The following is a 23,754-nucleotide window of genomic DNA, read 5'->3' as shown; positions in this document are numbered from 1 at the left end:
GTTAGAAATGCTAGAAAAGTCGTAGATCAGATATACACGTATCCTGATATTTCGCCCCACGTTCAACCGATAAAATCGTAAGTTTAATAAATGAGGTATGAATAGGCTCTTTAAATTTCTTACGTGTGTTAAAATCATTCATTTCTAGAGAGGAACCATCTGAGAATTCCAGTTTTAGTTTTTGAACTCTGTTATTCTCTCGATAACTTTTCTCAGATTTAGCATATCCGTTAATCAACTCGATCCCCTTTACCTTCTGTAATGACCCCAGATCTAACAGTATAGTTTCTCCTTCCCCGTTGCCCTTCACGCCTTCACACCATGCAGTAGATGTATCTCTATCCAACAGATTTTTGGCATTATAAGTCTGCGTGCCTTTACTTGCTAGACTGGATGAAGCTTTAATTCGATTCACTTTTATTTCACTATCATATTTAGAAAAATCATTAGCAGTATAAAACCACTGCACAGGTGTTGCCATATTCCCATCAACTATAGTGATAGATGCGGCTTTACTTTCTAAACCTGTATTTATATTCAGTTTATAATTAGACGGCGAGTCTAACTTCTCAAACCATAACTCCGACCTATCACGAGACATTAAAGGTCGTCCCATCCCTTTGCCTAAAAGGTGCTCCTCTCCATTTTTTAAATTTAACAAGTACGTTTTATTTACAGACATGGAGTCAATAGAATAGATTAATTGATTCTTCTGAGCCCATTGGTTGACTATCGCCATACCAGAATCGATATGGATTTTCTTAAGGATTCTATAATCTGCTACATCAAATACAACAATGTTCTGCTGGCTGTCAGTAAAACAAAACTGGGCACTGTCTGGTGAAAATTGTCCTTGATGAATATCGTCTACATCTATAGAACTTCCATCTAATTGAATAGCTGTTGATTGATCAGTTAACGTGTCATATATATACGCTTTATCTTTTTTCTCATATAAATACTTAGTTAAATCAGAAGAAATTACTGGGTGGTTATAAGGCAACTCAAATTCATTTGCTTTGTTACCGGAATCTAAATCATAAATTTGTATTATTAATCTTGCTTCTTTAAATAAATCTAATACGAATGCGATTTGATTCCCATCATCTGTGATTCTCCCTACACTTATATAGGAATCTCGATATTTCTCTTTATCCTCCTTCGACTGCAGGAGACTAATCAGTTTCTCGGCACTTAAGAACCGTTCAACTTTTGAACCTTCCAGCTGAACCAAAAATTCTGCTGGATCTTCTTTGCCTTCTTCTACAGTTAAAGCCCATTCTTTCTTGCTATTCTCTTTAGCAAGCTCCGTTTTATCAGATGATTTCACCACTTCTGAGGCCACATCCACCGTTTTCGAAGAAAAGGCAGTAGGGTCTTTGGCAAAAGCATTACACGCTACTAACACGATTAAAAAAATAATTATTAATATGTTTCTGATTATCTTCACTTTGTTCTATCCTTCCGATCAAGAATAGCTAGTCCTTTTATATCATTAGGATGATTTCCCAATGAGTCCTCTATCACACCTACTGAAATAAGAAATCTTACATACTCATCTTTATGAACTGTAATACAACCTGTCGAAGTCGCTCTACCTACAGTATCGTTATTGTTGCCTTTGTGTATATTTATTCCATCTGCAGTACAATCCTTTTTTTGGCTTCCCTTGGTAGCAGGAACTATTCCACCATTTCGAATACGCAAAGCAGGATAAGTATGCCGATGTCTTCCCCCTAGAAATTCATAAACTCCATCTTTAACAGTTTTATCCTTGCTCTCGTAATCTGGAAGCGTACTAGCATTTTTACTTGTGTACTTAATCTCGCCGTCTATCACCACAATAGCCATCGCTCCATACCGACCTTCTGGATGATCGAGTTGTTTGTGACTATAAGAGCCATCTCCTTCAAAGAAAAACACAAGGGGTGCCTTACGGTTTGAAGACAGTTTCTTTTGAATGATACTGTTATTGGTGTAATCGTTTATTCTGTACAGAGCTCGAGCCTGATTACCTTTTATGCCCTTACTACCTATATAGTTTTCAATCGTTTTCACCGCTACCAATCCATCTTTATAATCCTCGGGATCTAATGGCTTCGGTTCCTCCTTCTGCGGCTTTTCAGGAGTAGTCGGCGGCTTCTTGCCCGGTTCTGTTTTCGTTGTTGTCGTTGCTGGAATTGTTGGCGTTGCAGCCTTGCTAACCTTAGGCCATGGAAGGATACCATTGGCTACTTGATGCAGGTACACTGCGAGCACATCACGACCATAGCCCTTATTTTCCAGGCCGTATTTTTTCGCAAAATCATGCAAAGCGGCGTTGAGCTCCTTATCCCAATCGCCTGTAGTTGGTAGCTTGTACGAGAAGCTGTCTGGATACTTCTTGGCAAGCTTGTTCAAATTATCTCTGGCAAGCAGGCTGTTCACGCCATACTTACTACGCAGGGCAGCCGCTTCCTTAGCAATAGCCTTTTGGTCGGCAGCGGTCAGCTTATGGGCCGCATCTGAATATTGACCAGACAGCTCCTCCAGCCGATTCGCATCCAGATAGGATTTGGCTGAATGACCACGAATCAGCTCGTTGATTAGCACGTTGTCACGCAGTTGGTTCGCGAGAAGATGCATCTGCTTTTGCTTGGCTTTGTCGTTGGCTCCATGCGCTTCCCACCACTGGGACGTGTATTCATGCATTTGCGCTCTGGCCCAGGCAGGCATACGATCTATTTCTGCCACCTGCTGACGCAATTGCTTGGCCTTGGCCGCTGCTTCCTTGGCCCCCTTTTTGTCCCCGGCTGCCACGGCTTTGTAGTAGTCCGTTTTAAATTGAAGCAGCAAATTCTGCACCCATTGCGGATACCCTTTTCCCTTCAATTCTTGAATCAGGGATTTATAAGCTTTCAGTTCGGCATCAGGTACCTGATTTTTCATGAACTTACTAGCCTTGATATGAAGTGCTCCATCGGTTCGGATATAGCTAGTTTTGCACGTCAGAGATATTTCGCGAGTAGCGGTCATCTGTACCTTTTTGCCATGCAGCACTAGGTCTGTATCGGCGTGAAAGGTGAGATCGTGATGGCTGTACACATGAATACCAGATGCAGGGTTTAAGCGTACCAGTATCTTGTCTTTCTGGGTGGAGAGGGCTAATTCCTTATCATCGAATCTCGCCACTTTTTGTGTTTTGGTATGAAATAGCTTTCTTGACGGTTGACTGATTTCATCTCCTTTGTAGTCTCTCTTACGCAGGGATTGAACTACACGAGCCTCCTTTTCTTTGTTAGATGGAAAATACAAATGGACATGATCCCCCAGCTCAGGCATGCAATGCCAACCGATCCCATCTCCGGTATACATAGTGGGGTAAGAAAACCAGCACCCTTCAACTTTGGACTGCATGGAATCCACGGACAGATGAAGTTTAACGGATTCGTTTTCACTATTTAAATCAATAACTTTCCCTTCAATAGAGGTACCTTTAATAAACTGATTATGTATGACCTCCCTCGGAATACCCTCTTCAGGAACGAGAACATAGTCATATGTCATAATACCTTGCTTCATCTCTGCATGAATTTGATCAATAACCCAATGCTTTCGTCGAAACACGACGACATCTCCAAGTTCAAAACGCTTCGTATCCTCCACTTCAGCATATGTATACCGGGGGCCTGACTTTGTTTTTTGGAGGGAAAAGTTAATGCTGCGCAGTTCACCTTTCACCTGTTCTTTTGAGGCACCTAACCATAGTCTCGGGAACACGGACGTAATCTCGGCAATCAGTCCAGTTTGTAGATGAGAAGCCATTCTTTTCAGAAACTCCCAGTCACTCTCCCCATACTGAATAGTAAAGCCATCTAACTTTTGATTGCTGTCCGTCAGGTCAATAAAATCCCCATGTGGATAGGCATCTATGAGTTCGCGGAATAGTTGATAATATGTCAATTTGCCGTTTTGAAACGAACGGTTTTTCCTTTGTTGATCCATCAGATATGTAAAAGAGGCAGCCTCGATGTACATGTGATATACGCCATTTTTGAATGCAATTCTAATATTGGTGACGATTCCTTTAAAGATGCTAACTGTCCCTCGGTCTTCATCCATCTCATATACCTCTAGCACATCCTCATCATGTGCTAAACCGTCATACTTCGCATGGTCCTCATCCGGTATGAGAGCAGTAATGTACACCTTGCCGTGCTCATTTATCTTCTGTGTCAATTCAAAATCAAGCAGCCTGATAATCTCATACGGTGCATTTACTTTAATATTTCCATAAGTCAGCACAGTTCCTGCCAGTCCCATCTTACTCCCCCCGGTTGCTTTTCATGTGATGCAAATCCTACAATCTGTTAACTATTCCTGCCCGTCTGTGGTGAACGAGATTTTTCCACACCACATGCATAAGTTCGTGGAGCAGCTCATCAGAGCCGGAGATTGATCTACGTATACATCCTTTTTTCCATTCAACCAAGGCATAGAAACGCTCGGTTTGCAGGACTGCGGAATGATTTTCCCGGAATTCCCTTTGTTAGCAGAAGAGACTGCAGGATTATGCATACTACGACACATTCCGAAAGAAGGGATATGCGTCTGCGGGTGAAAATCCTGAATATTCCCTTGTAGTTTGTCACCAATACTAATTCCCCTGTTAGCTGAAACACTAAATCTTCCTGTATGACTTCCATAGCTGCAATGTATCTGTGCCCCATCCACTACATAGCTCTCACTCATTCTTAGACTCTCCTTTGTATAGATGGCCCCTCTGTATCGACCTTTTGTAATTTCAAGCCTGCCAGATTGAACTTCAAAATACATTCAGCCACATCGAGGTCTACAATGATATGATGATTGGCACCCTGAACCCTGAATATTTTATGATTCTCGACTGCATATTCATCTAAAATGATTTTCTTCAGTGTACCGTCCCTATGATATTCACTGCGTGGTGATAAACACATCAGGCTAGGCGGATTTGCCAGCCAATACCTTGTTTGCTGCATTCGCTGCATATCGGCAAAAACAACTAACTTCCAGCTTAATCCGGCTTGATATATATCAAAGATTTCCTTTAGTTGTTCCGAAACGATGGGTAACGGATGCTCTATAAAATCAATATAGTCCGCATCACCTGATACATAAAATTGTAAAATAGATTCTTCATCGGCACATGATGAGCTTTCTGCCCATTCCAATAACTGCCGGCGATTCGTCCCTACTGGATACATATACTCCGTAATACGATTATCCTGTTGAATCATGTAGTACTCCATAAGCTCTTGAATACACCACCTCACTGATTCCTTTATACTCCCCTATTCTTACTTCCAAATCGTCCTCACATTTCAAGGCCTTGAATTCAGGTAAATGTACAACCTGCTGAATAGCATCTTTCGCTAATTTCAGAATATATTGATGAAATTCCCCTGCAGCCTGGAGTACAAATCGCTCCACATCAGGCTGAAAAATCTTGTTCATATAAGGTTTTCGAAGCTGATTCAATTCATCCTCCAATTCTGCTAAAAAGCTGAATGCCCAGCCTGCATCATAGATTCCATAACAAGGTTGAGGATCAAAGAACCAATTTTTATCATAGGCTTCGACGACATAGTTATAGTTGCGATCCACCAGATACGTGCGCCTCATAGAATAAGTAATGTATCCGATCCTTGTCTTGGCCACTTCTGTGAAATTGGCTTGTAGGCAGATCGATTGAAAGGATTGAATAAAAGAAAAAATGAGTTCCTCTTTTCTATGCTCATATAAAGACGCTGCCTGATGTAATTTCTCATTCAGTACATCTTCCGCATAGGTCTTATGGAAGTGTTCTAGGGCTTCCTGTCTATTCATAATTCCACCTCTGAACCTATTATATAGAATATTTACATGATATTACTGGTTCTATCCTCCTATTTTATTACACAATTTTCATATCATGAGATTACATATGAATTCATGAAAATAGAATGAAAATAATCATATATTTTCGTGAATGTGTAATAATACAAACAAAAACCTTCCCAGAAAGGCTAGCATTAGACCTAAAAAATGAAGGTTTGCGCAAGCGAATAGGTAAATGGAAGTAGAAAGATCGGTTTATAATGAAATAATCATGTATAATTAACAATACGCTCCAAAAGCACATTCAGAGGATCGAGAATGGGATACACAAACTGCTAAAGTTTTTGGATAACCACCACTTTGCATCAGGATTGGAGATACATGACTACTTCACCTACAGGTTTTTATAATAGTATTCAAGAGGCTACCGCGCACGTCATTGATGTGCTAAGTGATATTCTACATGTAAACACCATTTTTATTGCCGCTAATGATGGGATTACGAATGTAATCGTTGATTCATTTAACCGGGAAGAGATACTCGTTAAGAAAGGGGATGTGCTCCCTTTTGAGCTTAGCTATTGCAGTCTGGTGTTGGATCATCCTGCGGATCACCTCACGATTTCAGAAACGACTATTCACCCGCACACATGCGATTTAGATGTGACTAAAACCATGGGAAACCACTCATTTACAGGAATCCCTATTCGCATGAAAAATGGTCAGGCTTACGGAACCATTTGTATCTTGGACGCACCATCTGTACATTTGACAGAATCCGAATTGAAGGCCCTACAGGCTATGGCTGTATTTCTGGGTTATGTGGTGGAACTGGAGAAAGAAAAGATAGATGCTGAGATCTCTGCCCTGAGCAAGCTGGATTTGATCTCTTCCCTGAGTAATAAAATTCGGTTTTCGCTAACCGAAATATGGGGAGCCACCGACCTCATGCTGACGACAGAGTTAACAGAGGAACAACAGCAATATATGAGCATCATGGAGTCGAGCAGTCGCTCGCTTATGACGTTGTTGAGTAATATTTTGGATTACAGCAATATAGAGTCCAGGCAGATCGATGATATTGAAGATCCGTTTGATCTGAGAACGATGATGGAAAATGTATTGAGTCTGTATACAGAGGTAGCCGCACAGCGGAATCTAGAGTTGAAGCTTGACTGGAATCTCACCAGCTCACCTATTTTTATCGGGGATGAGGCTAAAATTCGCCGTGTGCTGATTAATTTGGTAGATAATGCAGTGAAGTTTACAAGCACAGGAGCCGTCACTTTATCTGCAACCACCCGATCTGTGACCGATGCACCTGAGGTTGAACTGGAATTAAAGGTGAAGGATACTGGAATCGGTATATCTCCGAATAAATTGAAATTGTGGCTTGAACATGACCGTGGATACTCCCCCTCATATGGTAATCCAGGCTTGGGTTGGCAGATTACCAAACATCTATTAAAACGAATGAAGGGTAAGATGACAGGGAGGAGTGAACCTGGTAGCGGGACGGAGATAACGCTCCAATTCACCCTGAAAATATACCAGGAGTCTGCCTGAAACAGAGATTAGCTTGTGATATATAGAGATATCATGCAATAGAAGCCCGTGACGCATAACGTTCACGGGCTTTATGTTATGGGTACGTCTCACTAGGCAGTATTATCGCCCTATGCCGCACGTCTGTACATTGCCAGACTTAGTAACGTTTGGGAGCAGCCAGTTTGGCCAAATCCGCCATATACGTAAAGAAGGCTTCCGGGTCTGTATCATACACCAGATTCACAGGACGTCCATCCGCCTGTTCCACCGTTCTGCCCTGACTTGGCCCTTCTGCGATCACGCTGCAATGCACCGTCTTTTTCTTGACAATGTCCGGGCGTCCTACGGATGCAGTGGTCAGTACATCCCACAAGTAGTAGGTTGAGTTCGTTTCGCTATAGACGAGCGGCGGACATCCCGCGTAGCAGTTGCCTAGGAAATCCACACCCTCATATCGGCGCTCGGCAGCCCAACGATTGCGTACTGCTGGAGTTAATGGTACTTTGCTTGTGCTTTCCAGCGCTACCAGATCAATCGTGATGCCGCTTTGCCACACCCGATATGCCGCTTCTGGGTCCCAGAATACATTCCACTCTGCTGTGCCGTCATGCTCCGGCTCTTCCACATTCCCTTTTTCAAAGGTGCCGCCCATCCATACCAGCTTTTCAATCTTTGCTTCAATATCCGGTGCTTCATCCAGCGCCCGCGCCAGATCGGTTAGCGGTCCAGTGAATAGCAACAGCGTTTTGCCTTCAGCTCCGCGTACCTTTTCGATCAGATGCTGATGAGCTGGCAGGGATGAAAGCGGTGCTTCCATACGCCCCGATTCATTCAGTACGGGTAATGCATCCACATAGAAGGAATGTAAACGCCAAGCGGCAGGAAACGGATTTTTACCGCGTGAATTAGACTTTGCGACTTCCACAGGCCCTTTATTTTGTCCAAAACGATCAATAATTTTACGGCTGGCATCCGTCGCAGGCTCCAGATAACCATCTGCTGGAATCACCGATACTCCGGTCAAATGAACCTGCTCCATCTGAAGCAGCATAAAAAGGGATACTAGATCATCCACTCCACCATCATGATTAAAATAAACGTTTGTCTGACTCATCTGTCTCTTCCTTCCTTTATCCCCGTAAGCAGGCTTGTTCTTATCGGCAACCACCCTTCATTATGCCTGATCGCTTCACAGGAGTAAATGTGCGATAGTGCGTGAATCAGGGATTTTTTGCTTGCGCCATGCTTAAGATAGGTAGAAATGTGTGTAATAACAGGGTAGAATCATGGGTCCTAATCGGAAGCGTATGAAGGAGAGATGCATATGACAGCCCAAACAATAGAAGAGTTGGAGCAGATCCGTAAAGAGTGTAAATCCATGGTGACAAAAAGAGCTGCGGCTTCGGGTGGAGCGGTATTAGTTCCAGTTCCAGGGGCTGACGTTCTTGCTGATGTTGGCATTTTGATGCAGCTACTGCCAGCCATTAATGGAAAGTTCGGATTATCTGAGAAGCAGCTGGAAGGTCTGGACGCAGAAACCAAATCCATGGTGTATGGTTTTATCACTTCGATTGGCAGCAAGCTGATTGGGCGACTCATCACCCGTGAAGTTATCGTGCAGATTTTGCAAAAGATGGGCATTCGGATCGCTACCAAGCAGGTTAGCAAGTTTGTTCCCCTTCTGGGGCAAGGGCTAGCCGCGGCAATTGGCTTTACTGCTATGCGAACCATTGGCAATCGGCATGTCGATCAATGTTATGAAGTAGCCAAACGCTTGCTGGAACAGCGAACTGCCGTAGATATCGCGCGCAACTGGACGGTTCCACAGCAGCCTCTAGAGCCTGTGGGAATTGATCATTTGCCAAACCAGAACCCGGAAGCAGCAATTCCACTACTGCCGGCATCCACTAAAGATTAAGTCCTTCAATTTCGAATCAACCGTCCATTTCACCCGCACGGGGTACTCCAGATCAAAACCAGCATCGGTATCCCGTGCTTTTTAGCCTTCTACCTTGGCTCCATAGGAGCGAGCCACCGCTACTGCCTGCTCGATATCCAACTTGGCTCCGGTGATGTCCAGATCTTTAAAATTCACACCATCCATCTTCGCACCGCGCAGGTCTGTTCCTTGAAGATGGGCTTTGTGCAGTCTTACCCGGCTAAGATCAGCCTCTCGCAAATCTGCTTTTTCCAAATTGCATTCGGATAGGTCGGCTTCCTTGAATCGTATTTTTCGCAAATCTTGTTTTCTTAAATCTGCATGACGCAAATTTGTATAAGACCAGTCTCCGCCCGTAATTGTGATACCATCCATATTCGCCCCCGCAAAATCTGAACCTACCAGCTTGCAGTTATCAAACCGGACTACAAACAGATTGGCGCTGGTGAACAAACAATTGGTAAAGGCCGACTCCTTGTAGTGAGATGCATTCAGAATGGCTCCGGTAAAATCACAGTCCACAAAAGTACAGCCTTCCACGAGAGACTCATTCATCTCTACACCCCGAAAGCGACATCGGGTAAACTCACAATTTCTCCACTCGCCTTCTCTGGCATCCATTGATCCAAAATCACGGCCTTCATAGACCTCATCTGTATAAAAGAACATGTTCTCTCTCCTATTCTTTATCCCCTATATTAGGAACTCAGCATTTCGGCAAGGACCGCTCAAAACCGCCTTTCATTTTTCCCAGTAACCCCTTCATCATCTTATGATCTTGCGGCGTAAACTCGGACATACACGACCGAATCAGCTTCGTGTAATAAGGGACTATCTTGCTTAATAGCTCTCGTCCTGCCTCTTTTAATCCGACAGTCACCATCCGTCCGTCACTCTCATGAGCCACACGTTCAATCATGCCATCTCGCTCTAATCCGTCGATCAACCCCGTCATGGTTCCACGCGTCACATCAGCCTTTTCCGCCAACTCTGACGGTGTCATGCGATGCGGAGAGTGGCAATGCAACAGGCTAAGCACAATAATCCGACCCTGAGAAGCCCCCAACTTGGTCAAATCTGTATCCATTTCTCTGAAAATACCGTTAGCCAAGCGCGCAAATGTCACAAAAGTCTCTATATTATCTAAGTCGGCATCTTCATGTCCAAAGCTACGCAGCACCCCGCGTATGGAGTCATTATGAAAATTAAAATTCATAGTCTATCCATTCCTTCCTTAATCCCACTTGCTCCGTCAAACGGTAGCTTTTCCATTCATCTGGCAGCAAAGAAGCATACGGCTCCTTGGCAAAACGATCATCTACCAGGACCAGCAATCCTTCGTCGTGCTCTGTGCGGATAAGCCTGCCACCTGCCTGAAGAACCTTGTTCATCCCTGGATATACATACGCATAGTTGAAACCATTCCGTCCCTGTTCCGAAAAGTAATCCCGCAGCACATCTCGCTCTGCTCCAATTTGCGGCAAGCCAACGCCGACGACGACTACCCCATTTAAGCGATCCCCGGGTAAATCAACACCTTCAGCAAACACACCACCCAATACGGCAAAGCCAAGCAAGGTGTGCTCTTGCCCAGGCTGGAAGGCCTCTAGGAATCGATCCCGCTCTGGTTCGGTCATCCCCGGACTTTGTACCAACGTATTTGCGGACACGTCCCGAAGCATGAACTCCTCATATACCTCACGCAGGTATGGATAGGACGGGAAAAACACAAGCATATTTCCTTTGCGTTCCACAACCAATGCAGCCAGCATATCCGCAATCGCCCCTTTGGAACGCTCACGATCCCGATAACGGATGGAGAGCGGCAGCAGACGTACATCCCATTGCTCCTGATGGAAAGGGGAAGGAACCTGTAACGTATAATCTTCCTCACTTGCTCCGAGCATGTCCCGGTAATAAGCAAGCGGTGTCAACGTCGCGGAAAAATAAATGGCTGAGCGGTAGCCCTTAATAGCTTGTCCCAGCAAGTGAGAAGGATCGAGGCAGAACAGCTTGACCCTCACTTCACTGCGTCCCGCTTCCACATAAGTAACGTACCGTTCATCATATAAAGCAGCAATTCGCAGCATATTCTGAGCGGTAAAATACGTATCCAGAAGCAATGCGTAGGCCGTACTTTCACTGCTTGCGCGACTTGTACTACTCCCCGTTACCAGTTCACGTTCAGCAGCTTCCACAAAAGGCACCAGCAGCTCCAGCACCTCTTGCGGCGCTACTGTCTCCACTGCTTTTCCTGTGTCTGCATATTGCTTGCGCAGCGTAATCATATGTGCGTTCACTGCACTCGCAGCCGCAGCAATCTCCGAGCTTAGCAACTTAAATTCTCGTTTCAGTTCCAAAAAAGAAGATTTCAAAATTTCCGCCGAAAACATGTCCCGGCCGCGTTCTACCAGATTATGCGCCTCATCCACCAGTACGACACCTTTTCGCTTGTGCTCCTCCAGCAATCTTTTCAGAGAAATCCGTGGATCAAAAACATAATTATAATCACTGATTATACCATCCGAGGCATACGCCACATCCAGCGAAAATTCAAAGGGACACACCTTATGCTTGCGCGCATAATGCTCAATCACCGATCGAGTCATTAACGTCTCATTCGCCAAAATATCGGATACCGCACCGTTGATCCGGTCGTAATAGCCCTCGCACATGCTGCATGATCCAGCATCACAATCATTTTCATCCTTAAAGCAAATTTTATCCTTCGCAGTCAAACTCACCACATGCATGTGCAGCCCTTGGGCCTGCATTCTGGCATAAGCTTCTTCGGCTGCTGCCCGAGTGGTGGTACGAGCCGTTACATAATATACTCGCCTAACCTGCCCCTCACCGATCGCCTTGATCGCGGGAAACAAAGTGGATACCGTTTTACCGATACCCGTAGGCGCTTTGGCAAACAGGTTAACCCCTTCGGCAATCGTCTTGTACACCGAACCCGCGAGCGTTCGCTGACCCGAACGATACGTGTCAAAGGGAAAGTCCAACATAGCAATGCTGGCATCCCGCTTTTCCGCATGTGCTCTCAGCAGGAATGCATACGGTGCATAACCAGCAATCATCTCCTGCGCGAAAGCTTCCAGCTCAGTAAAGGATAGCTCGCGCCTAAATCGGCGAATGTCTTCACTGTGTGCCTGCACATAAGTAAGCTGGACCTGCATGGAATGATGTTGTTCCTCACGAGCAATCATATAGGCATACAGAAATGCTTGCGCCCAGTGTACGGGTTGACCGTCACCCTGAATATCTTCGAGAGGCAAAGAGATCGATTTAATTTCATCGACCGTCCATACGCCATCCAGCTCAATCAGTCCGTCACAGCGGCCTTCAATGATAAACAATTCGTCCTTATACTGAATTTCTGTACGTAAATGTACCTCTTTGCGGTCATGCTCCTTGTAACCTTTCTGGATAACCTGATGCACGCGAGTTCCTTCGAGCATACTGCTATTCGATCGAAAGCCGCTATGAATGCTGCCGCTCCGATGCACATATTCCACAAGTGGACGCACCGATATGTGAATTGGTTCCTTCATACGATCACCCGTTCCGGTCATAGTCCTTTCACTGTACCACGTAGATAAACGAAACGTAAGGGACAGAAGAATCGTTTAATGGTCGATTGGTATTCACTCATGCCTACTTTTTACCGAAATATAGAAACGAGGCCTTTTGCTTTATTCCCCACGATACTACAACTCTCATTACAGCATAAAGGATAGGGATATGTTAAAAGAATTAATTAACAATTTTGCGTTATTAACGAGCTTCTTATTCTTTGGAAATTTGCTTTTACGAAAATACGAACGTTACCTGGAAAAACATAGATATATACATCGGGTAATAAACGGCTTAATGTTGGGCTTGTTTGGTATTCTTTTAATGATGGCCGGTTTATGGATCCCCGGGAATTTTGTGGTCGATCTGCGCCAATTGGCGATTATCGTATCTGTTTATATGGGAGGATCGGTATCCGGTCTGCTAACCACCCTGATCATTATCCTGTACCGTATTTACATCACTGGCAGTTGGACAGAGGTTTCCCTGATTGCTACGGTCAATGGCATCATGACACTGGCCGTTTCCCTTACCTTTATTCGAGAAAAAATCCTAAAACTCAGCAAATGGATGTCAGCCGTGCTTGGATCTACAGTTGTGTCGCTGTTAGCCACTTTTTATGTGGCTAGTCATCCCCATTATGGATCTATTATTATATTCACAACCATTAAGACACTTGGCGGCTTGTTCGCCTATTTTATGATGCATCATATCAAAAAAACTGAGCGGGCCATTCATCTACTGGAAGAAGCTGCAAATCGAGATCATTTAACCGGGTTATACAGTCCGCGTGCTTTTGATGCACTGTTCGAAGAGGTAATTCATACTTCCAAGGCTACAAAAAAGCCTTTTGGACTTGTGATGCTAGATATTGACCACTTTAAAAAAATTAATGATACGTATGGCCATTTGAACGGAGACGCAGTCTTAAGCCAACTGGGAATTTTGTTAAATCGGGAATCTACAACAAGAGCATATCCCTCCCGTAAGGGCGGAGAGGAATTCGCAATTCTACTCGGAGACTGTGATACTGAAAAGGCGGCAAACTTTGCCGAGAAGATTCGGAAAGCTGTGGAAAATGAATGTTTTCTCTTGAATGACGGAACCATACTCTCCTTAACCGTATCCATCGGGGCAGGCAGCTCTCCTGTTATTGCATCGAGGCGTTTATTGGAAAAAGCAGACGAGGCATTGTATGAAGCTAAACGATCAGGACGCAATCGGGTAGAACTGGCAAAACCATAGATATTAGTCGCTAAATATCAGGAAAGCTGGATTATTGTTAATAAAAAGTGGTAAAATGGAAATAACATCGTTATCAAAAAAACTTCTGCCGCTAGTGGAGACATGCCTTACAATCGACATGGGGGGTGGGCTTTGTGAACCTCGAACAATTGGAAAAACTCATGGAAAAAGAACGCCGTGAACTGAATCGCATGGCTGACTTACACGGATTAAAAGATGAACGTGTATTGGACAAATCCTCCAGACTTGACCGTATTATGGACAAGTACCTTCACACCAAGCGTGCAATAAACCAAACACACTCATAGAAGCAAGCTACATCGCTGCCCCTCAGGGCAGCTTTTTTATTCTGCATCGTACTCACCTTCTCGCGGACTGACTACTTCCCGCCCTATTCCGTCCGCAACAATTGCTGTGTGAACGATATCCATTCTCTGGCGGCAAAGGACAGGTAGCGATCGTTCCGCCAAATCATCCCCAAATGCCAAGGAATGACGGGGTCTACCAATGGAAGAACACGCAAGCGCTCAGAATCCAGATCTCGGCAAATGGCCTCCGGCAACAGAGCTACTCCCAGGTTTGCAGCAACCATTTCGCTAATCAGATCCCATTGTGAGCTTTCGTACACTACACGCGGCTGAAAGCCGGCACGAACACATTCCGCAATGATACGGTCATGCAGCGTAAAATCCTCACGAAACAGTACAAATGCCTCCTCCGCCAACGCAGATAACGGTACCTCCTTGCACTCTGCCAATGCATGCGTAGGATGAACGAGCAAATTCAGCTTTTCCTCCACAAACAGAAATGTCTCAAACATATCTCCAACTGCGGGCAGCACGATCACCCCGATATCCAATGCCCCGGCTTCTACGTCCCGTTCCACTTTCTTCGCCCCGTCCTCAAATAATTGAATGGTCACATCAGGATATGCCTTATGGAATTCTCCAATGACACGCGGAAAAAAGCTCGATCCGACCATAGGGGGCAGGCCAATACGGATATGTCCCTTTTTCAGGTTCATCAAATCACTCAGCTCCGAGGACAGGCTCTGAAAGGACTTTACAATTGCTTGTGCCTGAAGCTCAATGACCTTTCCCGCGTCCGTCAATTCGATTCTTTTGCCAATTCGGTCGAACAAAGCGACCCCCAGTTCATCTTCTAGACTTTTAATCGTCTTACTGATCGTCGGCTGGGTAATAAACATGCTCTGGGCTGCCTTTGTAAAGCTACGCAACCGCGCGACTTCCAAAAAATATTGTAAATGTCGGATATCCAAAGCTACACCTTCTCCCATAGATAAACGGAATAGATTATATTCTTTATATGCATTTTACTCATGAAAGCTTGTGATGTAAAATTTCATTACAGTTTGAAAATAACCGATCACAAAGATAGGAGTCATTATATATGAAAAGCTTCATACGCGGTGCCCTCCAGATCGCCGTCCTGATGGCCTTTTCGCTCATCCTGAACGCGGTAGTCTCCTGGCTCCACCTGCCTATACCCGGTAGTATCATTGGTATGCTAATCCTTTTTATTCTGCTGCAAACCGGCTTGGTCCGGCTAAGCTGGATTGAAGTTGGCGCAAACTGGTTGCTGGCCGAGCTGCTATTATTCTTTATTCCCTCCGCTGTCGGCGTCATGAATTATTGGCCGATGCTGGAACACGATGGTATGAGCATTATGCTGGTCGTGTTGCTCGGCACCTTTCTGGTGATGGCCTGCACAGGTATGGTCGCCAGTCTGCTTGGTAAACGAAAGGAGCATAAATCATCATGATCGGTCTTCTATGTATTGTATTGACACTCGCTATTTACTGGATGGCCAAACGCATGTACCGCACACTGCCCAAGGTGTATTTGTCTCCATTGCTCATTACACCTGTTGTTATCATTTTGATTTTGACGCTGACGGGTGTGAATTACCGTTCTTATAATTCGGGCGCCCACTTGCTGTCCATGCTGCTACAGCCAGCTACGATTGCATTTGCTGTCCCTTTGTACCGATATTTCCCAGTGTTAAAAAAACACGCTACCCAAATCGTGCTTAGCGTGCTGTCTGGATCTGTTGTAGCCGTGTTGTCCTCCATGGCGCTTGCCAAGTGGATGCACCTGAATTCTTCGCTGCTGAGCAGCCTGATTCCTCGCTCCATTACGACACCCATTGCGATGAATGTATCGCAAACGATTGGCGGCAATCCGACGGTCACAGCTGTATTCGTTATTCTGACCGGATTGAGCGGTCTTATTATCGGTCCAGTGATTGTAAAACTGTTCCGTATCGAAAATGAAGTCTCCCGTGGGGTACTGCTCGGTACCGGTGCTCATGGTACGGGCACTTCCAAAGCATTCGAGTTCAGTTTGCTGACGGGGACGATATCCAGCATCTCGATGGTGCTCGCCGCTCTCTTTACCTTGGCAGCCGCCCCGTTCCTGTTCCACTTGATGCTGTAAACAATCTGCATACAACAAAAGCAGCGATTCTCTTAAAAATAGAGAATCGCTGCTTTTGTTTTGTAGGCCCCTTTTCCGCATAAAGCAGCGGTGAGAACGAAACGATGGTAGAGAAGCGGAGCGGTAAAGGATACGCATCCTCGTTCCTATTAGATGGCTTTAACGTCACCTTGTTTCACCTCTACCTCTAAAGGCGTTACAGCTTCATACAGGTAAGCATCCAGCTCAGCCGTATATTGTCGTTCTTGCGCGGCGCTCCAGCCTACATGTTCGGACATCCATGCGATGGCAGGCTGTTTCCAGCGCTTCACCTCGTCAATCTGGAAGAAAAGTGCTCCCGTTCGCCGTATGAAAAAATCAGACGGTGTCACCGTCATTTCCTGTTCCATCGCATACAGGAGCGGGACACGCACTTCCACAGGCAGTGCCGCTTCCTTCTCGGTAGTCTCCTTCATGCTGCGTGCCGCTATCGCAAACAGCCGCTCTGTGTTGGAGCCATAGCGGATTGCCCATGCTCTAGCCGTTTCAGGCGACAGGCCGAGTGCAACACCTGCTGCGGTTTGCTTACCTACGTACGCGTCCCAGCCCGCCGAGCCGCCTACGCTGCCACCCGAAATCGGGATGTGTCTGGTGCGGCATGCCCGGAAGCTCTGCCCATGCAAGCCCCCCAGCTCCCGTACCGCACGATCCACGACGAGTTCGGACATTTTCCGGTAGCCCGTCAGCTTGCCGCCTGCAATCGTGATCAGACCTGAGCGGGATTCCCAAATTTCGTCCTTACGTGAAATTTCTGAAGGGCTTTTACCGTCTTCATAAATGAGCGGCCGTACCCCTGCCCAACTGGATTCTACATCCGTAACAGTCAGCTTCACATCCGGGAACATTCCGTTGATCGCTTGAAGCACATACGCCCGATCTTCGACGGTCATCCGGGGATGCGCCGTATCCCCCTCATACACCGTGTCAGTCGTACCTGCATAAGTTTTTCCATCACGCGGGATGGCAAATACCATGCGTCCATCCGGTGTATCGAAGTACACTGCCTGTTTGAGCGGAAAGCGCTCAGCATCGAACACTAGGTGAATACCTTTCGTCAGGCGTAGCACCTTACCCTCCTTGGAGCGATCCATTTCCCGTAGCGTGTCTACCCATGGTCCAGCTGCATTAATAACCAGCGAAGCTCGAATTTCGTATGGTTTTCCCGTTACCCGGTCCGTTACGCTTGCACCGCTTATTCGTCCTTTGTCATACAGCAGCTTGTCAGCCTTGGCATAGTTCACCGCCAGCGCCCCTCGTGTAACAGCTTCCTTCATGACCTCAATCGTCAGGCGAGCGTCATCTGTACGATACTCCACATAGCTGCCGCTTCCCTTCAGTCCATCACGCTTCAGCAAAGGCTCGCGCTCTAGTGTAGCCTGGATGTCCAGCATACGACGGCGCTCACTACGCTTAACACCAGCAAGGAAATCATATACCAGCAGCCCGATAGAGGTGGTAAATGCGTTAAACGTGCCGCCCTTGTGAAAAGGAAGCAACATACGCTCCGGTATGGTCACATGTGGACCATTTTCGAATACAATTGCCCGCTCCTTCCCCACCTCAGCTACCATCTTAACTTCCAACTGCTTCAAATAACGAAGACCCCCATGCACTAGCTTGGTCGAGCGGCTGGACGTACCTGCTGCAAAATCCTGCATCTCCACCAATGCTGTCTTCAAACCACGATCCGCCGCATCCAGCGCAATACCCGCCCCTGTAATGCCGCCGCCAATGATTAATATATCAAAATGCTCATGTCCCATACGTTCCAAGACAGCGGTTCTCTCCTGCGCAGCAAATCCCTGTTCTCCCATCATGTATCCCTCCAGCTTTGTATATATTCACGATGCAATCTGCCAACCGACTCATCATAAGGTACAAAAAAAGACCACGAACATCGCTGCGGCGGATGCCGAGCGGTTCATGGTCTCTCCAAGTCTCCTGACGAGTATTAACTTATCTATATCGTAGCACACACGATACGCTATGAAAAGGGAAATCTGCCTGCTACTTAAACGCCATTGCGGCATGAACTGCCTTTTTCCAGCCACCATAAAGATCAGCCCGCACGTCTTCACTCATGGACGGAGTAAAGGTATGATCACTTTGCGCATACCCCCGGACCTCATCCAAACTGCTCCAGAACCCAACTGCCAGTCCTGCTAAATACGCCGCACCGAGTGCAGTTGTCTCGTTCACAGCAGGTCGTTCTACTGGCAGATCGAGAATATCGCTCTGGAACTGCATCAGGAACTCGTTCATCACTGCACCTCCATCTACACGCAATGAACGCACAGGTACACCCGAATCGCTCGCCATGGCAGTTAGGACATCTTTAGTCTGGTAGGCCAGCGATTCCAGTACCGCTCGTATAAAGTGCTCCTTGGTCGTTCCCCGCGTCAAACCAAATGTCGCACCGCGCACGTCACTATCCCAATACGGGCTGCCCAGACCCACAAAGGCCGGGACAAAATATACCCCTTCTGTGGAGGTCACACGCGCCGCATACGCTTCACTATCTTTGGCTTCGCGGAACATACGCAACCCATCACGCAGCCACTGAATAGCAGATCCGGCTACAAAAATGCTGCCCTCCAGCGCATACTTCACCTGACCATTCAGCCCCCATGCAATGGTCGTAATCAGTCCATGTCCCGAGTCACAGGGTTCATCTCCGGTATTCATCAGCATAAAGCATCCCGTACCGTATGTATTTTTAATCATACCTTTGTCGAAGCATCCCTGACCGAACAGAGCTGCTTGTTGATCGCCTGCCGCTCCGGCAATAGGGATTTCCTGTCCGAAAAAGTGATAATCCACCGTATGCGCATATATCTCAGAAGATGATTTCACCTCTGGTAGCATAGACGCAGGAACGCCGAGAATATCCAGCAGCTCCTCATCCCATTTTAGCTCATAAATGTTGTACATGAGTGTGCGGGCCGCATTGGAGTAGTCTGTTACATGTGCTTTACCACCAGACAATCTCCAGATTAGCCAGGTATCAATCGTACCAAACAGCAAATCCCCACGCTCCGCTTGAGCTCGTGCCCCTTCGACGTTGTCGAGTATCCATTTGACCTTGGTGCCAGAAAAGTAGGGATCAATGAGTAGTCCCGTTTTGCTATGAAAAATATGATCAAATCCACGGCTTTTCAATTCCTCGCAGATCCCGGCTGTTTGCCGTGACTGCCATACCAGTGCATGATATACAGGCAGACCCGTATGTTTATCCCACACTACTACGGTTTCCCGTTGATTCGTAATACCAATCCCGGCAATTTGGCTGGCTTTCACACCTGATTCTGACAAGCAGGAGGCGATGACGGCCAAAATAGAGCTCCATATTTCATTGGCGTTTTGCTCTACCCACCCGGGCTGGGGAAAATACTGTGGGAACTCCCGTTGTGCCTTGTATACCACTGTTCCCTGCCGATCAAACAAGATGGCCCGCGAACTGGTTGTGCCCTGATCTAAGGCAAGAATGTATTGCTCCATCGTTTCCCAGCCTCCTTGCTTATTATGTATGGTTACCCACTTGATACAAATAAAAGCTATTGCTTATAGTGTTCGAACAGCTGTTTATTGGAGGTCGTAACTGCTGTAGCTCCCGCGGCCAACGCTGCTTCCACATCCTCAGGGGTGCGAATAAGTCCGCCTGCCAAAATAGGAATGCCAGTGCGTTCGCTGACCTCCTTAATCATCGGTGGAACAACACCGGGCAGCACCTCAATATAATCCGGACGCGTTTTTTCTACCAGCGCGTAGCTTTTTTCCAGTGCAATCGTATCGAGCAGGAACACCCGCTGTACAGCAAGAATTCCTTTCTTTTTAGCAGTTGCGATCACCCCGGACCGGGTCGAAATAATCCCAAATGGCTTAATTTCCTGACACAAATATTCAGCCGCATACTCGTCATTCTTCAAGCCTTGCACCAGATCGGCATGCAGGAGCATTTGCTTGCTGCGACTTCTAGCCATCTGGTACAGGCTACGCAGCTGCGCTACATGCGTATCTAGAAAAACCGCATACTCATAAAAACTGTCCAAAATACCCTCCAGCTGCTTCATATGCTTAGCTGCAGGTAAAATGCGTTGTCCCTGAAATGGCATGGATATCCCCCTTAGGCTGAATGTCGGTCAAACTCGTTCAAATTTTATATTATCACTCTGTTCGACGAACGTGAAGCGGTTTCATTGCAGATATGTATAAAGGCTGCCTTCCCTGCAATAGATGTCAGCAGGAAGAAGACAGCCTAATCATTCAAAGAACTGGATCAAATCACACGACGACACCCTTAAAATGCTCTATAGTGTACTAGCCCTCAAACCCTTGGCGCAGCCATGAGGTAGCGAGCATGATCGCACCGCGCTTGGCCGCGGTTTCAGACAATGGGTTCAGCATCACAAAGTCGTGGATGATGCCCTGAAAGCGTGCAGCGGTCACATCCACCCCCGCTTCACGTAGCTTGTCCGCATAGGCCTCGCCTTCATCGCGCAGCACATCGGCCTCACCTGTAATGACCAGCGCACGTGGTAGCCCTTCGAGCTGTTCTGTGGTGGCACGTAATGGGGACGCCGTGATCTGCGCTCGTTCGTTGGGATCCGTCGTATATTGATCCCAAAACCATTGCATCCCTTCGCGGCTCAGGAAATATCCTGTGGCGAACTCATGATATGATTCTGTGTCAAAGGAAGCATCCGTCACTGGATAGAACAGCAACTGCTGGCGAATGGTAGGGCCGCTACGTTCTTTGGCCAGCAGCGTTACGGCCGCCGTCATATTACTGCCCACACTGTCTCCGGCTACCGTCAGCGTATCGGGCTTCAGCCCATGCTCGCGTCCGTGCTGTGCCACCCATTGAACGACCGCGTAAATTTCCTCAATCGCCGTCGGATATTTAGCTTCAGGGGACAAGCTGTATTCTGGAAATACAACTGCTGCCTGTGAGCCGACTGCCAATTCACGAATCAGGCGATCATGCGTATGAGCATTACCGAATACCCAGCCTGCTCCGTGAATATATACAATGACCGGGAGATCGCTTGTCACCTGTTGTGGGCGAACAATTCTGACCTTCACCTCACCGCCAGGCCCGCCTGGAATAGTTAGATCTTCTACATCTGCGGCAGGTTTGTCTGCTGGGCCGGATTGAACCTCATTGACCGTTTCACGTCCTTTTTCAGGACCCAAATCATATAGAAACGGAGGCTTGGCATTATCGTCTGCAAATTTCTGTGCTGCGGGTTCAAGCTGTACTTTTTTACTCATATCGATTCACTCTTCCTTTCTTTTCTGTGGTCTACATATATCCATTTTGGCTTAAGTTTGCTCATTCAGTTTTACCTTATATATTTAAACGAGTTCCTCTCTTTCCAATCGGAGGACTTTAGTTTGCCCAACAGAAGAGCTTGACTTTTATTTTATATTGTAACTATAATAGTTACATATTAAAGTTCGTAAATGCACTGAGTACACTTACGATCAAACGAATGAATCATCCACATCATATTTATAGGAGGCTATCTATTATGAAAATTGCAGTTATTGGTGCAACCGGTAAAGCAGGAAATAATATCGTAAAAGAAGCATTAGACAGAGGGCATGAAGTAACCGCCATCGTCCGTGACTCGTCCAAAGTAACAGAAAGTCGTGCTACTGTGGTACAAAAAGACGTTTTTGATCTGAAAACAGATGATCTGAAAGGTTTTGACGTAGTTGTTAATGCATTTGCCGCTCCACTCGGACAAGAGCATCTGCATGTCGATGCAGGTAACGTACTGATCGAAGCCCTGCGTAATGTATCCGGTACTCGCCTGATTGTCGTAGGTGGTGCAGGCAGCTTGTTCACTGATGAATCCCAAACACTTTTGGTAAAAGACGCTCCTGGCTTCCCTGATTTCGTATATCCAACAGCCAACAACCAAGGAAAAAACCTGGAAATTTTGCGTGGTACCAGCGACCTGAACTGGACCTTTATTAGCCCTTCTGCGGAATTTGCACTGGGTAAACGTACAGGCTCTTACCAAGTAGGAAAAGACACACTGTTGGTTAATTCCAAAGGTGCAAGCTATGTCAGTTACGAAGATTATGCAGTTGCCGTAGTGGACGAAATCGAAAAACCACAACATCTGAACCAACGCTTCACAGTGGTGTCCGAGTCCTAATTTCTCTATTCTTGCAGCACATTTAGCATAAAAAAGACCCTTCGCCCATGTTCTCATGCTGCATGGAAAGTCCGCTCTACTCTAAAATCGGACTTTCCATGCACACTATGAGAAACTGAACCCGAAGGGTCTTTTTGTTATGACCTGTTGATACTCTCATTACAACTTATCAATGCTGGCCTTCTTTTCTGTATCGTGAGCGGAAGTCTCCCTCTTATCGCTAAAACACAGCTTGAGAATTGGAGGTGCAGCCAACGTTGTCAAAATGACGGCAATGATCACGGATGTAAAATATTGCTGTGCCAACAGACCCGACTGTAGACCGGTAGCTGCAATAATAAGTGCGACCTCGCCACGTGATATCATACCGGAGCCAATCGCAAGAGAAGAACGGTTATTGAAGCCCGTCAGCCGCGCGCCGAGGCCTCCTCCCACTAACTTCGTCACCAGCGCAATCAGTGTCAAAACAACAACAAATCCGAGCTGCTGCCCTACTCCCTCAAAGGAAACATTTAATCCGTAGCTACGACGAAGAAAACTAGCCTTTTGCCAACAAGAAGTCCCAGCGAAGTTTCTCCACCCATACCGAATATATTCATTACTACCGCTAGCAGCACCACGACAAGCACATCATCCAGCACTGCGCACCCAAATTCCTAGAAACCAGCCTTCATGCACCGAGAATCCAAAGGCTTCCCTACACCAAAACCACAAATTAGCGGTAAAATAATGCCTCCAACCGCCACAGCTACCGCAGGCTTCCAATTACGTCGAAGTTGATCCAGATCCGTCTCCAGTCCAGCAATGAACATCAGCAGCAGGTTCCCCTAAAAAAGACATAAAGGAGCCTTGGTGACAGGCTCCTTCAGTAAATTCATATATTCATTTGATGTTGTCTGTCATATTTGCGCAAACAAGCAATTTTATCTCTTCTGCAAACCCG

21 protein-coding genes and 1 pseudogene are annotated in these 23,754 nt (G+C 46.3%); 7 read left to right on the top strand and 15 right to left on the bottom strand.

The annotated features are described in order from the left end of the window. Positions 1-10 precede the first annotated feature (10 nt). The 5 genes from G9G53_RS05415 to G9G53_RS05395 are packed head-to-tail and all read right to left on the bottom strand — an operon-like array spanning position 11 to position 5,847. Positions 11-1,450, bottom strand: a complete 1,440-nt coding sequence (locus tag G9G53_RS05415; RefSeq protein ID WP_165145937.1) for a discoidin domain-containing protein — start codon at positions 1,448-1,450, stop codon at positions 11-13. Then, positions 1,447-4,302 (bottom strand): phage baseplate assembly protein V, encoded by a 2,856-nt coding sequence (locus tag G9G53_RS05410; RefSeq protein WP_165145934.1) that lies wholly within the window; start codon positions 4,300-4,302, stop codon positions 1,447-1,449. Before G9G53_RS05410 ends, G9G53_RS05415 begins: the two co-directional genes overlap by 4 nt. A 51-nt stretch (positions 4,303-4,353) precedes the next feature. Beyond that, positions 4,354-4,731 (bottom strand): DUF4280 domain-containing protein, encoded by a 378-nt coding sequence (locus G9G53_RS05405; RefSeq protein WP_029518643.1) that lies wholly within the window; start codon positions 4,729-4,731, stop codon positions 4,354-4,356. 2 nt (positions 4,732-4,733) lie between these two features. Further along, a complete protein-coding gene (locus tag G9G53_RS05400; RefSeq protein ID WP_165145931.1) occupies positions 4,734-5,258 on the bottom strand; it encodes a hypothetical protein in 525 nt (174 codons plus the stop codon). Continuing rightward, entirely contained in the window at positions 5,242-5,847 is a 606-nt protein-coding gene (locus tag G9G53_RS05395) for a hypothetical protein (RefSeq protein ID WP_069010977.1), read from the bottom strand. The genes G9G53_RS05400 and G9G53_RS05395 overlap by 17 nt, the downstream gene beginning before the upstream one ends. A 372-nt stretch (positions 5,848-6,219) precedes the next feature. Between G9G53_RS05395 and G9G53_RS05390 the strand changes: the two genes are divergently transcribed. Continuing rightward, positions 6,220-7,404: a GAF domain-containing sensor histidine kinase gene (locus tag G9G53_RS05390; protein ID WP_165145928.1), complete on the top strand. Its 1,185-nt coding sequence runs from the start codon at positions 6,220-6,222 to the stop codon at positions 7,402-7,404. Between the two features lie 139 nt (positions 7,405-7,543). Here G9G53_RS05390 and G9G53_RS05385 read toward each other — a convergent pair whose 3' ends face one another. After that, positions 7,544-8,500, bottom strand: coding sequence for a nucleoside hydrolase (locus G9G53_RS05385; RefSeq protein WP_013312477.1), 957 nt, complete (start codon positions 8,498-8,500; stop codon positions 7,544-7,546). A gap of 210 nt (positions 8,501-8,710) precedes the next feature. On the opposite strand from G9G53_RS05385, the gene G9G53_RS05380 reads away from it, so the two are divergent. Beyond that, positions 8,711-9,304 (top strand): hypothetical protein, encoded by a 594-nt coding sequence (locus G9G53_RS05380; RefSeq protein ID WP_165145925.1) that lies wholly within the window; start codon positions 8,711-8,713, stop codon positions 9,302-9,304. Positions 9,305-9,385: 81 nt separating this feature from the next. Here the strand turns inward: G9G53_RS05380 and G9G53_RS05375 are convergent, their stop codons facing one another. Genes G9G53_RS05375 through G9G53_RS05365 form a run of 3 tightly spaced genes read right to left on the bottom strand, consistent with a single transcriptional unit; the run spans position 9,386 to position 12,903 of the window. After that, positions 9,386-9,994, bottom strand: a complete 609-nt coding sequence (locus tag G9G53_RS05375; RefSeq protein WP_165145922.1) for a pentapeptide repeat-containing protein — start codon at positions 9,992-9,994, stop codon at positions 9,386-9,388. A gap of 37 nt (positions 9,995-10,031) precedes the next feature. Beyond that, positions 10,032-10,541 carry a MarR family winged helix-turn-helix transcriptional regulator gene (locus G9G53_RS05370; protein WP_104497668.1) on the bottom strand — a complete coding sequence of 170 codons (510 nt, stop codon included), beginning with the start codon at positions 10,539-10,541 and terminating at the stop codon, positions 10,032-10,034. After that, positions 10,531-12,903, bottom strand: a complete 2,373-nt coding sequence (locus G9G53_RS05365; RefSeq protein WP_165145919.1) for an ATP-dependent DNA helicase — start codon at positions 12,901-12,903, stop codon at positions 10,531-10,533. Before G9G53_RS05365 ends, G9G53_RS05370 begins: the two co-directional genes overlap by 11 nt. Before the next feature lie 169 nt (positions 12,904-13,072). Here G9G53_RS05365 and G9G53_RS05360 point away from each other — a divergent pair, with 169 nt between their 5' ends. Both G9G53_RS05360 and G9G53_RS05355 read left to right on the top strand, forming a co-directional pair. Further along, a complete protein-coding gene (locus G9G53_RS05360; protein WP_165145916.1) occupies positions 13,073-14,149 on the top strand; it encodes a diguanylate cyclase in 1,077 nt (358 codons plus the stop codon). A 134-nt stretch (positions 14,150-14,283) separates the two neighbouring features. Further along, positions 14,284-14,457, top strand: coding sequence for an aspartyl-phosphate phosphatase Spo0E family protein (locus tag G9G53_RS05355; protein ID WP_013312483.1), 174 nt, complete (start codon positions 14,284-14,286; stop codon positions 14,455-14,457). Between the two features lie 83 nt (positions 14,458-14,540). Here G9G53_RS05355 and cidR read toward each other — a convergent pair whose 3' ends face one another. Beyond that, positions 14,541-15,428 (bottom strand): cidABC operon transcriptional activator CidR, encoded by an 888-nt coding sequence (gene cidR / locus G9G53_RS05350; RefSeq protein ID WP_328801165.1) that lies wholly within the window; start codon positions 15,426-15,428, stop codon positions 14,541-14,543. 131 nt (positions 15,429-15,559) lie between these two features. Between cidR and G9G53_RS05345 the strand changes: the two genes are divergently transcribed. Next, on the top strand, positions 15,560-15,931 hold the full coding sequence (locus G9G53_RS05345; RefSeq protein ID WP_165145913.1) for a CidA/LrgA family protein: 372 nt from the start codon (positions 15,560-15,562) through the stop codon (positions 15,929-15,931). Next, positions 15,928-16,605 carry a CidB/LrgB family autolysis modulator gene (locus G9G53_RS05340; protein ID WP_029518653.1) on the top strand — a complete coding sequence of 226 codons (678 nt, stop codon included), beginning with the start codon at positions 15,928-15,930 and terminating at the stop codon, positions 16,603-16,605. Before G9G53_RS05345 ends, G9G53_RS05340 begins: the two co-directional genes overlap by 4 nt. 149 nt (positions 16,606-16,754) lie before the next feature. On the opposite strand, the gene G9G53_RS05335 is transcribed toward G9G53_RS05340, so the two are convergent. The 4 genes from G9G53_RS05335 to G9G53_RS05320 all read right to left on the bottom strand — a co-directional run bounded on the left by G9G53_RS05335 (position 16,755) and on the right by G9G53_RS05320 (position 21,915). Next, on the bottom strand, positions 16,755-18,458 hold the full coding sequence (locus tag G9G53_RS05335) for a glycerol-3-phosphate dehydrogenase/oxidase (RefSeq protein WP_069010982.1): 1,704 nt from the start codon (positions 18,456-18,458) through the stop codon (positions 16,755-16,757). 193 nt (positions 18,459-18,651) lie between these two features. Continuing rightward, positions 18,652-20,142, bottom strand: coding sequence for a glycerol kinase GlpK (gene glpK, locus G9G53_RS05330; protein ID WP_165145910.1), 1,491 nt, complete (start codon positions 20,140-20,142; stop codon positions 18,652-18,654). Positions 20,143-20,198: 56 nt separating this feature from the next. Continuing rightward, positions 20,199-20,756: a glycerol-3-phosphate responsive antiterminator gene (locus tag G9G53_RS05325; RefSeq protein ID WP_165145907.1), complete on the bottom strand. Its 558-nt coding sequence runs from the start codon at positions 20,754-20,756 to the stop codon at positions 20,199-20,201. Positions 20,757-20,961: 205 nt separating this feature from the next. Continuing rightward, entirely contained in the window at positions 20,962-21,915 is a 954-nt protein-coding gene (locus G9G53_RS05320) for an alpha/beta hydrolase (protein WP_165145904.1), read from the bottom strand. 260 nt (positions 21,916-22,175) lie between these two features. Between G9G53_RS05320 and G9G53_RS05315 the strand changes: the two genes are divergently transcribed. Further along, positions 22,176-22,811: an NAD(P)-dependent oxidoreductase gene (locus tag G9G53_RS05315; RefSeq protein ID WP_029518658.1), complete on the top strand. Its 636-nt coding sequence runs from the start codon at positions 22,176-22,178 to the stop codon at positions 22,809-22,811. A gap of 159 nt (positions 22,812-22,970) precedes the next feature. Here G9G53_RS05315 and G9G53_RS26805 read toward each other — a convergent pair. After that, positions 22,971-23,638 (bottom strand): annotated as a pseudogene (locus G9G53_RS26805) (cation:proton antiporter); the annotation flags it as partial. Between the last annotated feature and the right edge of the window lie 116 nt (positions 23,639-23,754).

The organism is Paenibacillus sp. EKM206P, assembly GCF_011066155.1.
Classification (GTDB): Bacteria; Bacillota; Bacilli; order Paenibacillales; family Paenibacillaceae; genus Paenibacillus; species Paenibacillus polymyxa_D.
This window is presented reverse-complemented; position numbering and strand designations above follow the sequence as displayed.

Excerpts from the sequence above, each read along its gene's own strand:
- G9G53_RS05410 (WP_165145934.1), bottom strand. The coding sequence starts at position 4,302 with ATGGGACTGGCAGGAACTGTGCTGACTTATGGAAATATTAAAGTAAAT.
- G9G53_RS05405 (WP_029518643.1), bottom strand. The coding sequence starts at position 4,731 with ATGAGTGAGAGCTATGTAGTGGATGGGGCACAGATACATTGCAGCTAT.
- G9G53_RS05400 (WP_165145931.1), bottom strand. The coding sequence starts at position 5,258 with ATGATTCAACAGGATAATCGTATTACGGAGTATATGTATCCAGTAGGG.
- G9G53_RS05395 (WP_069010977.1), bottom strand. The coding sequence starts at position 5,847 with ATGAATAGACAGGAAGCCCTAGAACACTTCCATAAGACCTATGCGGAA.
- G9G53_RS05390 (WP_165145928.1), top strand. The coding sequence starts at position 6,220 with ATGACTACTTCACCTACAGGTTTTTATAATAGTATTCAAGAGGCTACC.
- G9G53_RS05385 (WP_013312477.1), bottom strand. The coding sequence starts at position 8,500 with ATGAGTCAGACAAACGTTTATTTTAATCATGATGGTGGAGTGGATGAT.
- G9G53_RS05380 (WP_165145925.1), top strand. The coding sequence starts at position 8,711 with ATGACAGCCCAAACAATAGAAGAGTTGGAGCAGATCCGTAAAGAGTGT.
- G9G53_RS05375 (WP_165145922.1), bottom strand. The coding sequence starts at position 9,994 with ATGTTCTTTTATACAGATGAGGTCTATGAAGGCCGTGATTTTGGATCA.
- G9G53_RS05370 (WP_104497668.1), bottom strand. The coding sequence starts at position 10,541 with ATGAATTTTAATTTTCATAATGACTCCATACGCGGGGTGCTGCGTAGC.
- G9G53_RS05365 (WP_165145919.1), bottom strand. The coding sequence starts at position 12,903 with ATGACCGGAACGGGTGATCGTATGAAGGAACCAATTCACATATCGGTG.
- G9G53_RS05360 (WP_165145916.1), top strand. The coding sequence starts at position 13,073 with ATGTTAAAAGAATTAATTAACAATTTTGCGTTATTAACGAGCTTCTTA.
- G9G53_RS05345 (WP_165145913.1), top strand. The coding sequence starts at position 15,560 with ATGAAAAGCTTCATACGCGGTGCCCTCCAGATCGCCGTCCTGATGGCC.
- G9G53_RS05340 (WP_029518653.1), top strand. The coding sequence starts at position 15,928 with ATGATCGGTCTTCTATGTATTGTATTGACACTCGCTATTTACTGGATG.
- G9G53_RS05335 (WP_069010982.1), bottom strand. The coding sequence starts at position 18,458 with ATGGGAGAACAGGGATTTGCTGCGCAGGAGAGAACCGCTGTCTTGGAA.
- glpK (WP_165145910.1), bottom strand. The coding sequence starts at position 20,142 with ATGGAGCAATACATTCTTGCCTTAGATCAGGGCACAACCAGTTCGCGG.
- G9G53_RS05325 (WP_165145907.1), bottom strand. The coding sequence starts at position 20,756 with ATGCCATTTCAGGGACAACGCATTTTACCTGCAGCTAAGCATATGAAG.
- G9G53_RS05320 (WP_165145904.1), bottom strand. The coding sequence starts at position 21,915 with ATGAGTAAAAAAGTACAGCTTGAACCCGCAGCACAGAAATTTGCAGAC.
- G9G53_RS05315 (WP_029518658.1), top strand. The coding sequence starts at position 22,176 with ATGAAAATTGCAGTTATTGGTGCAACCGGTAAAGCAGGAAATAATATC.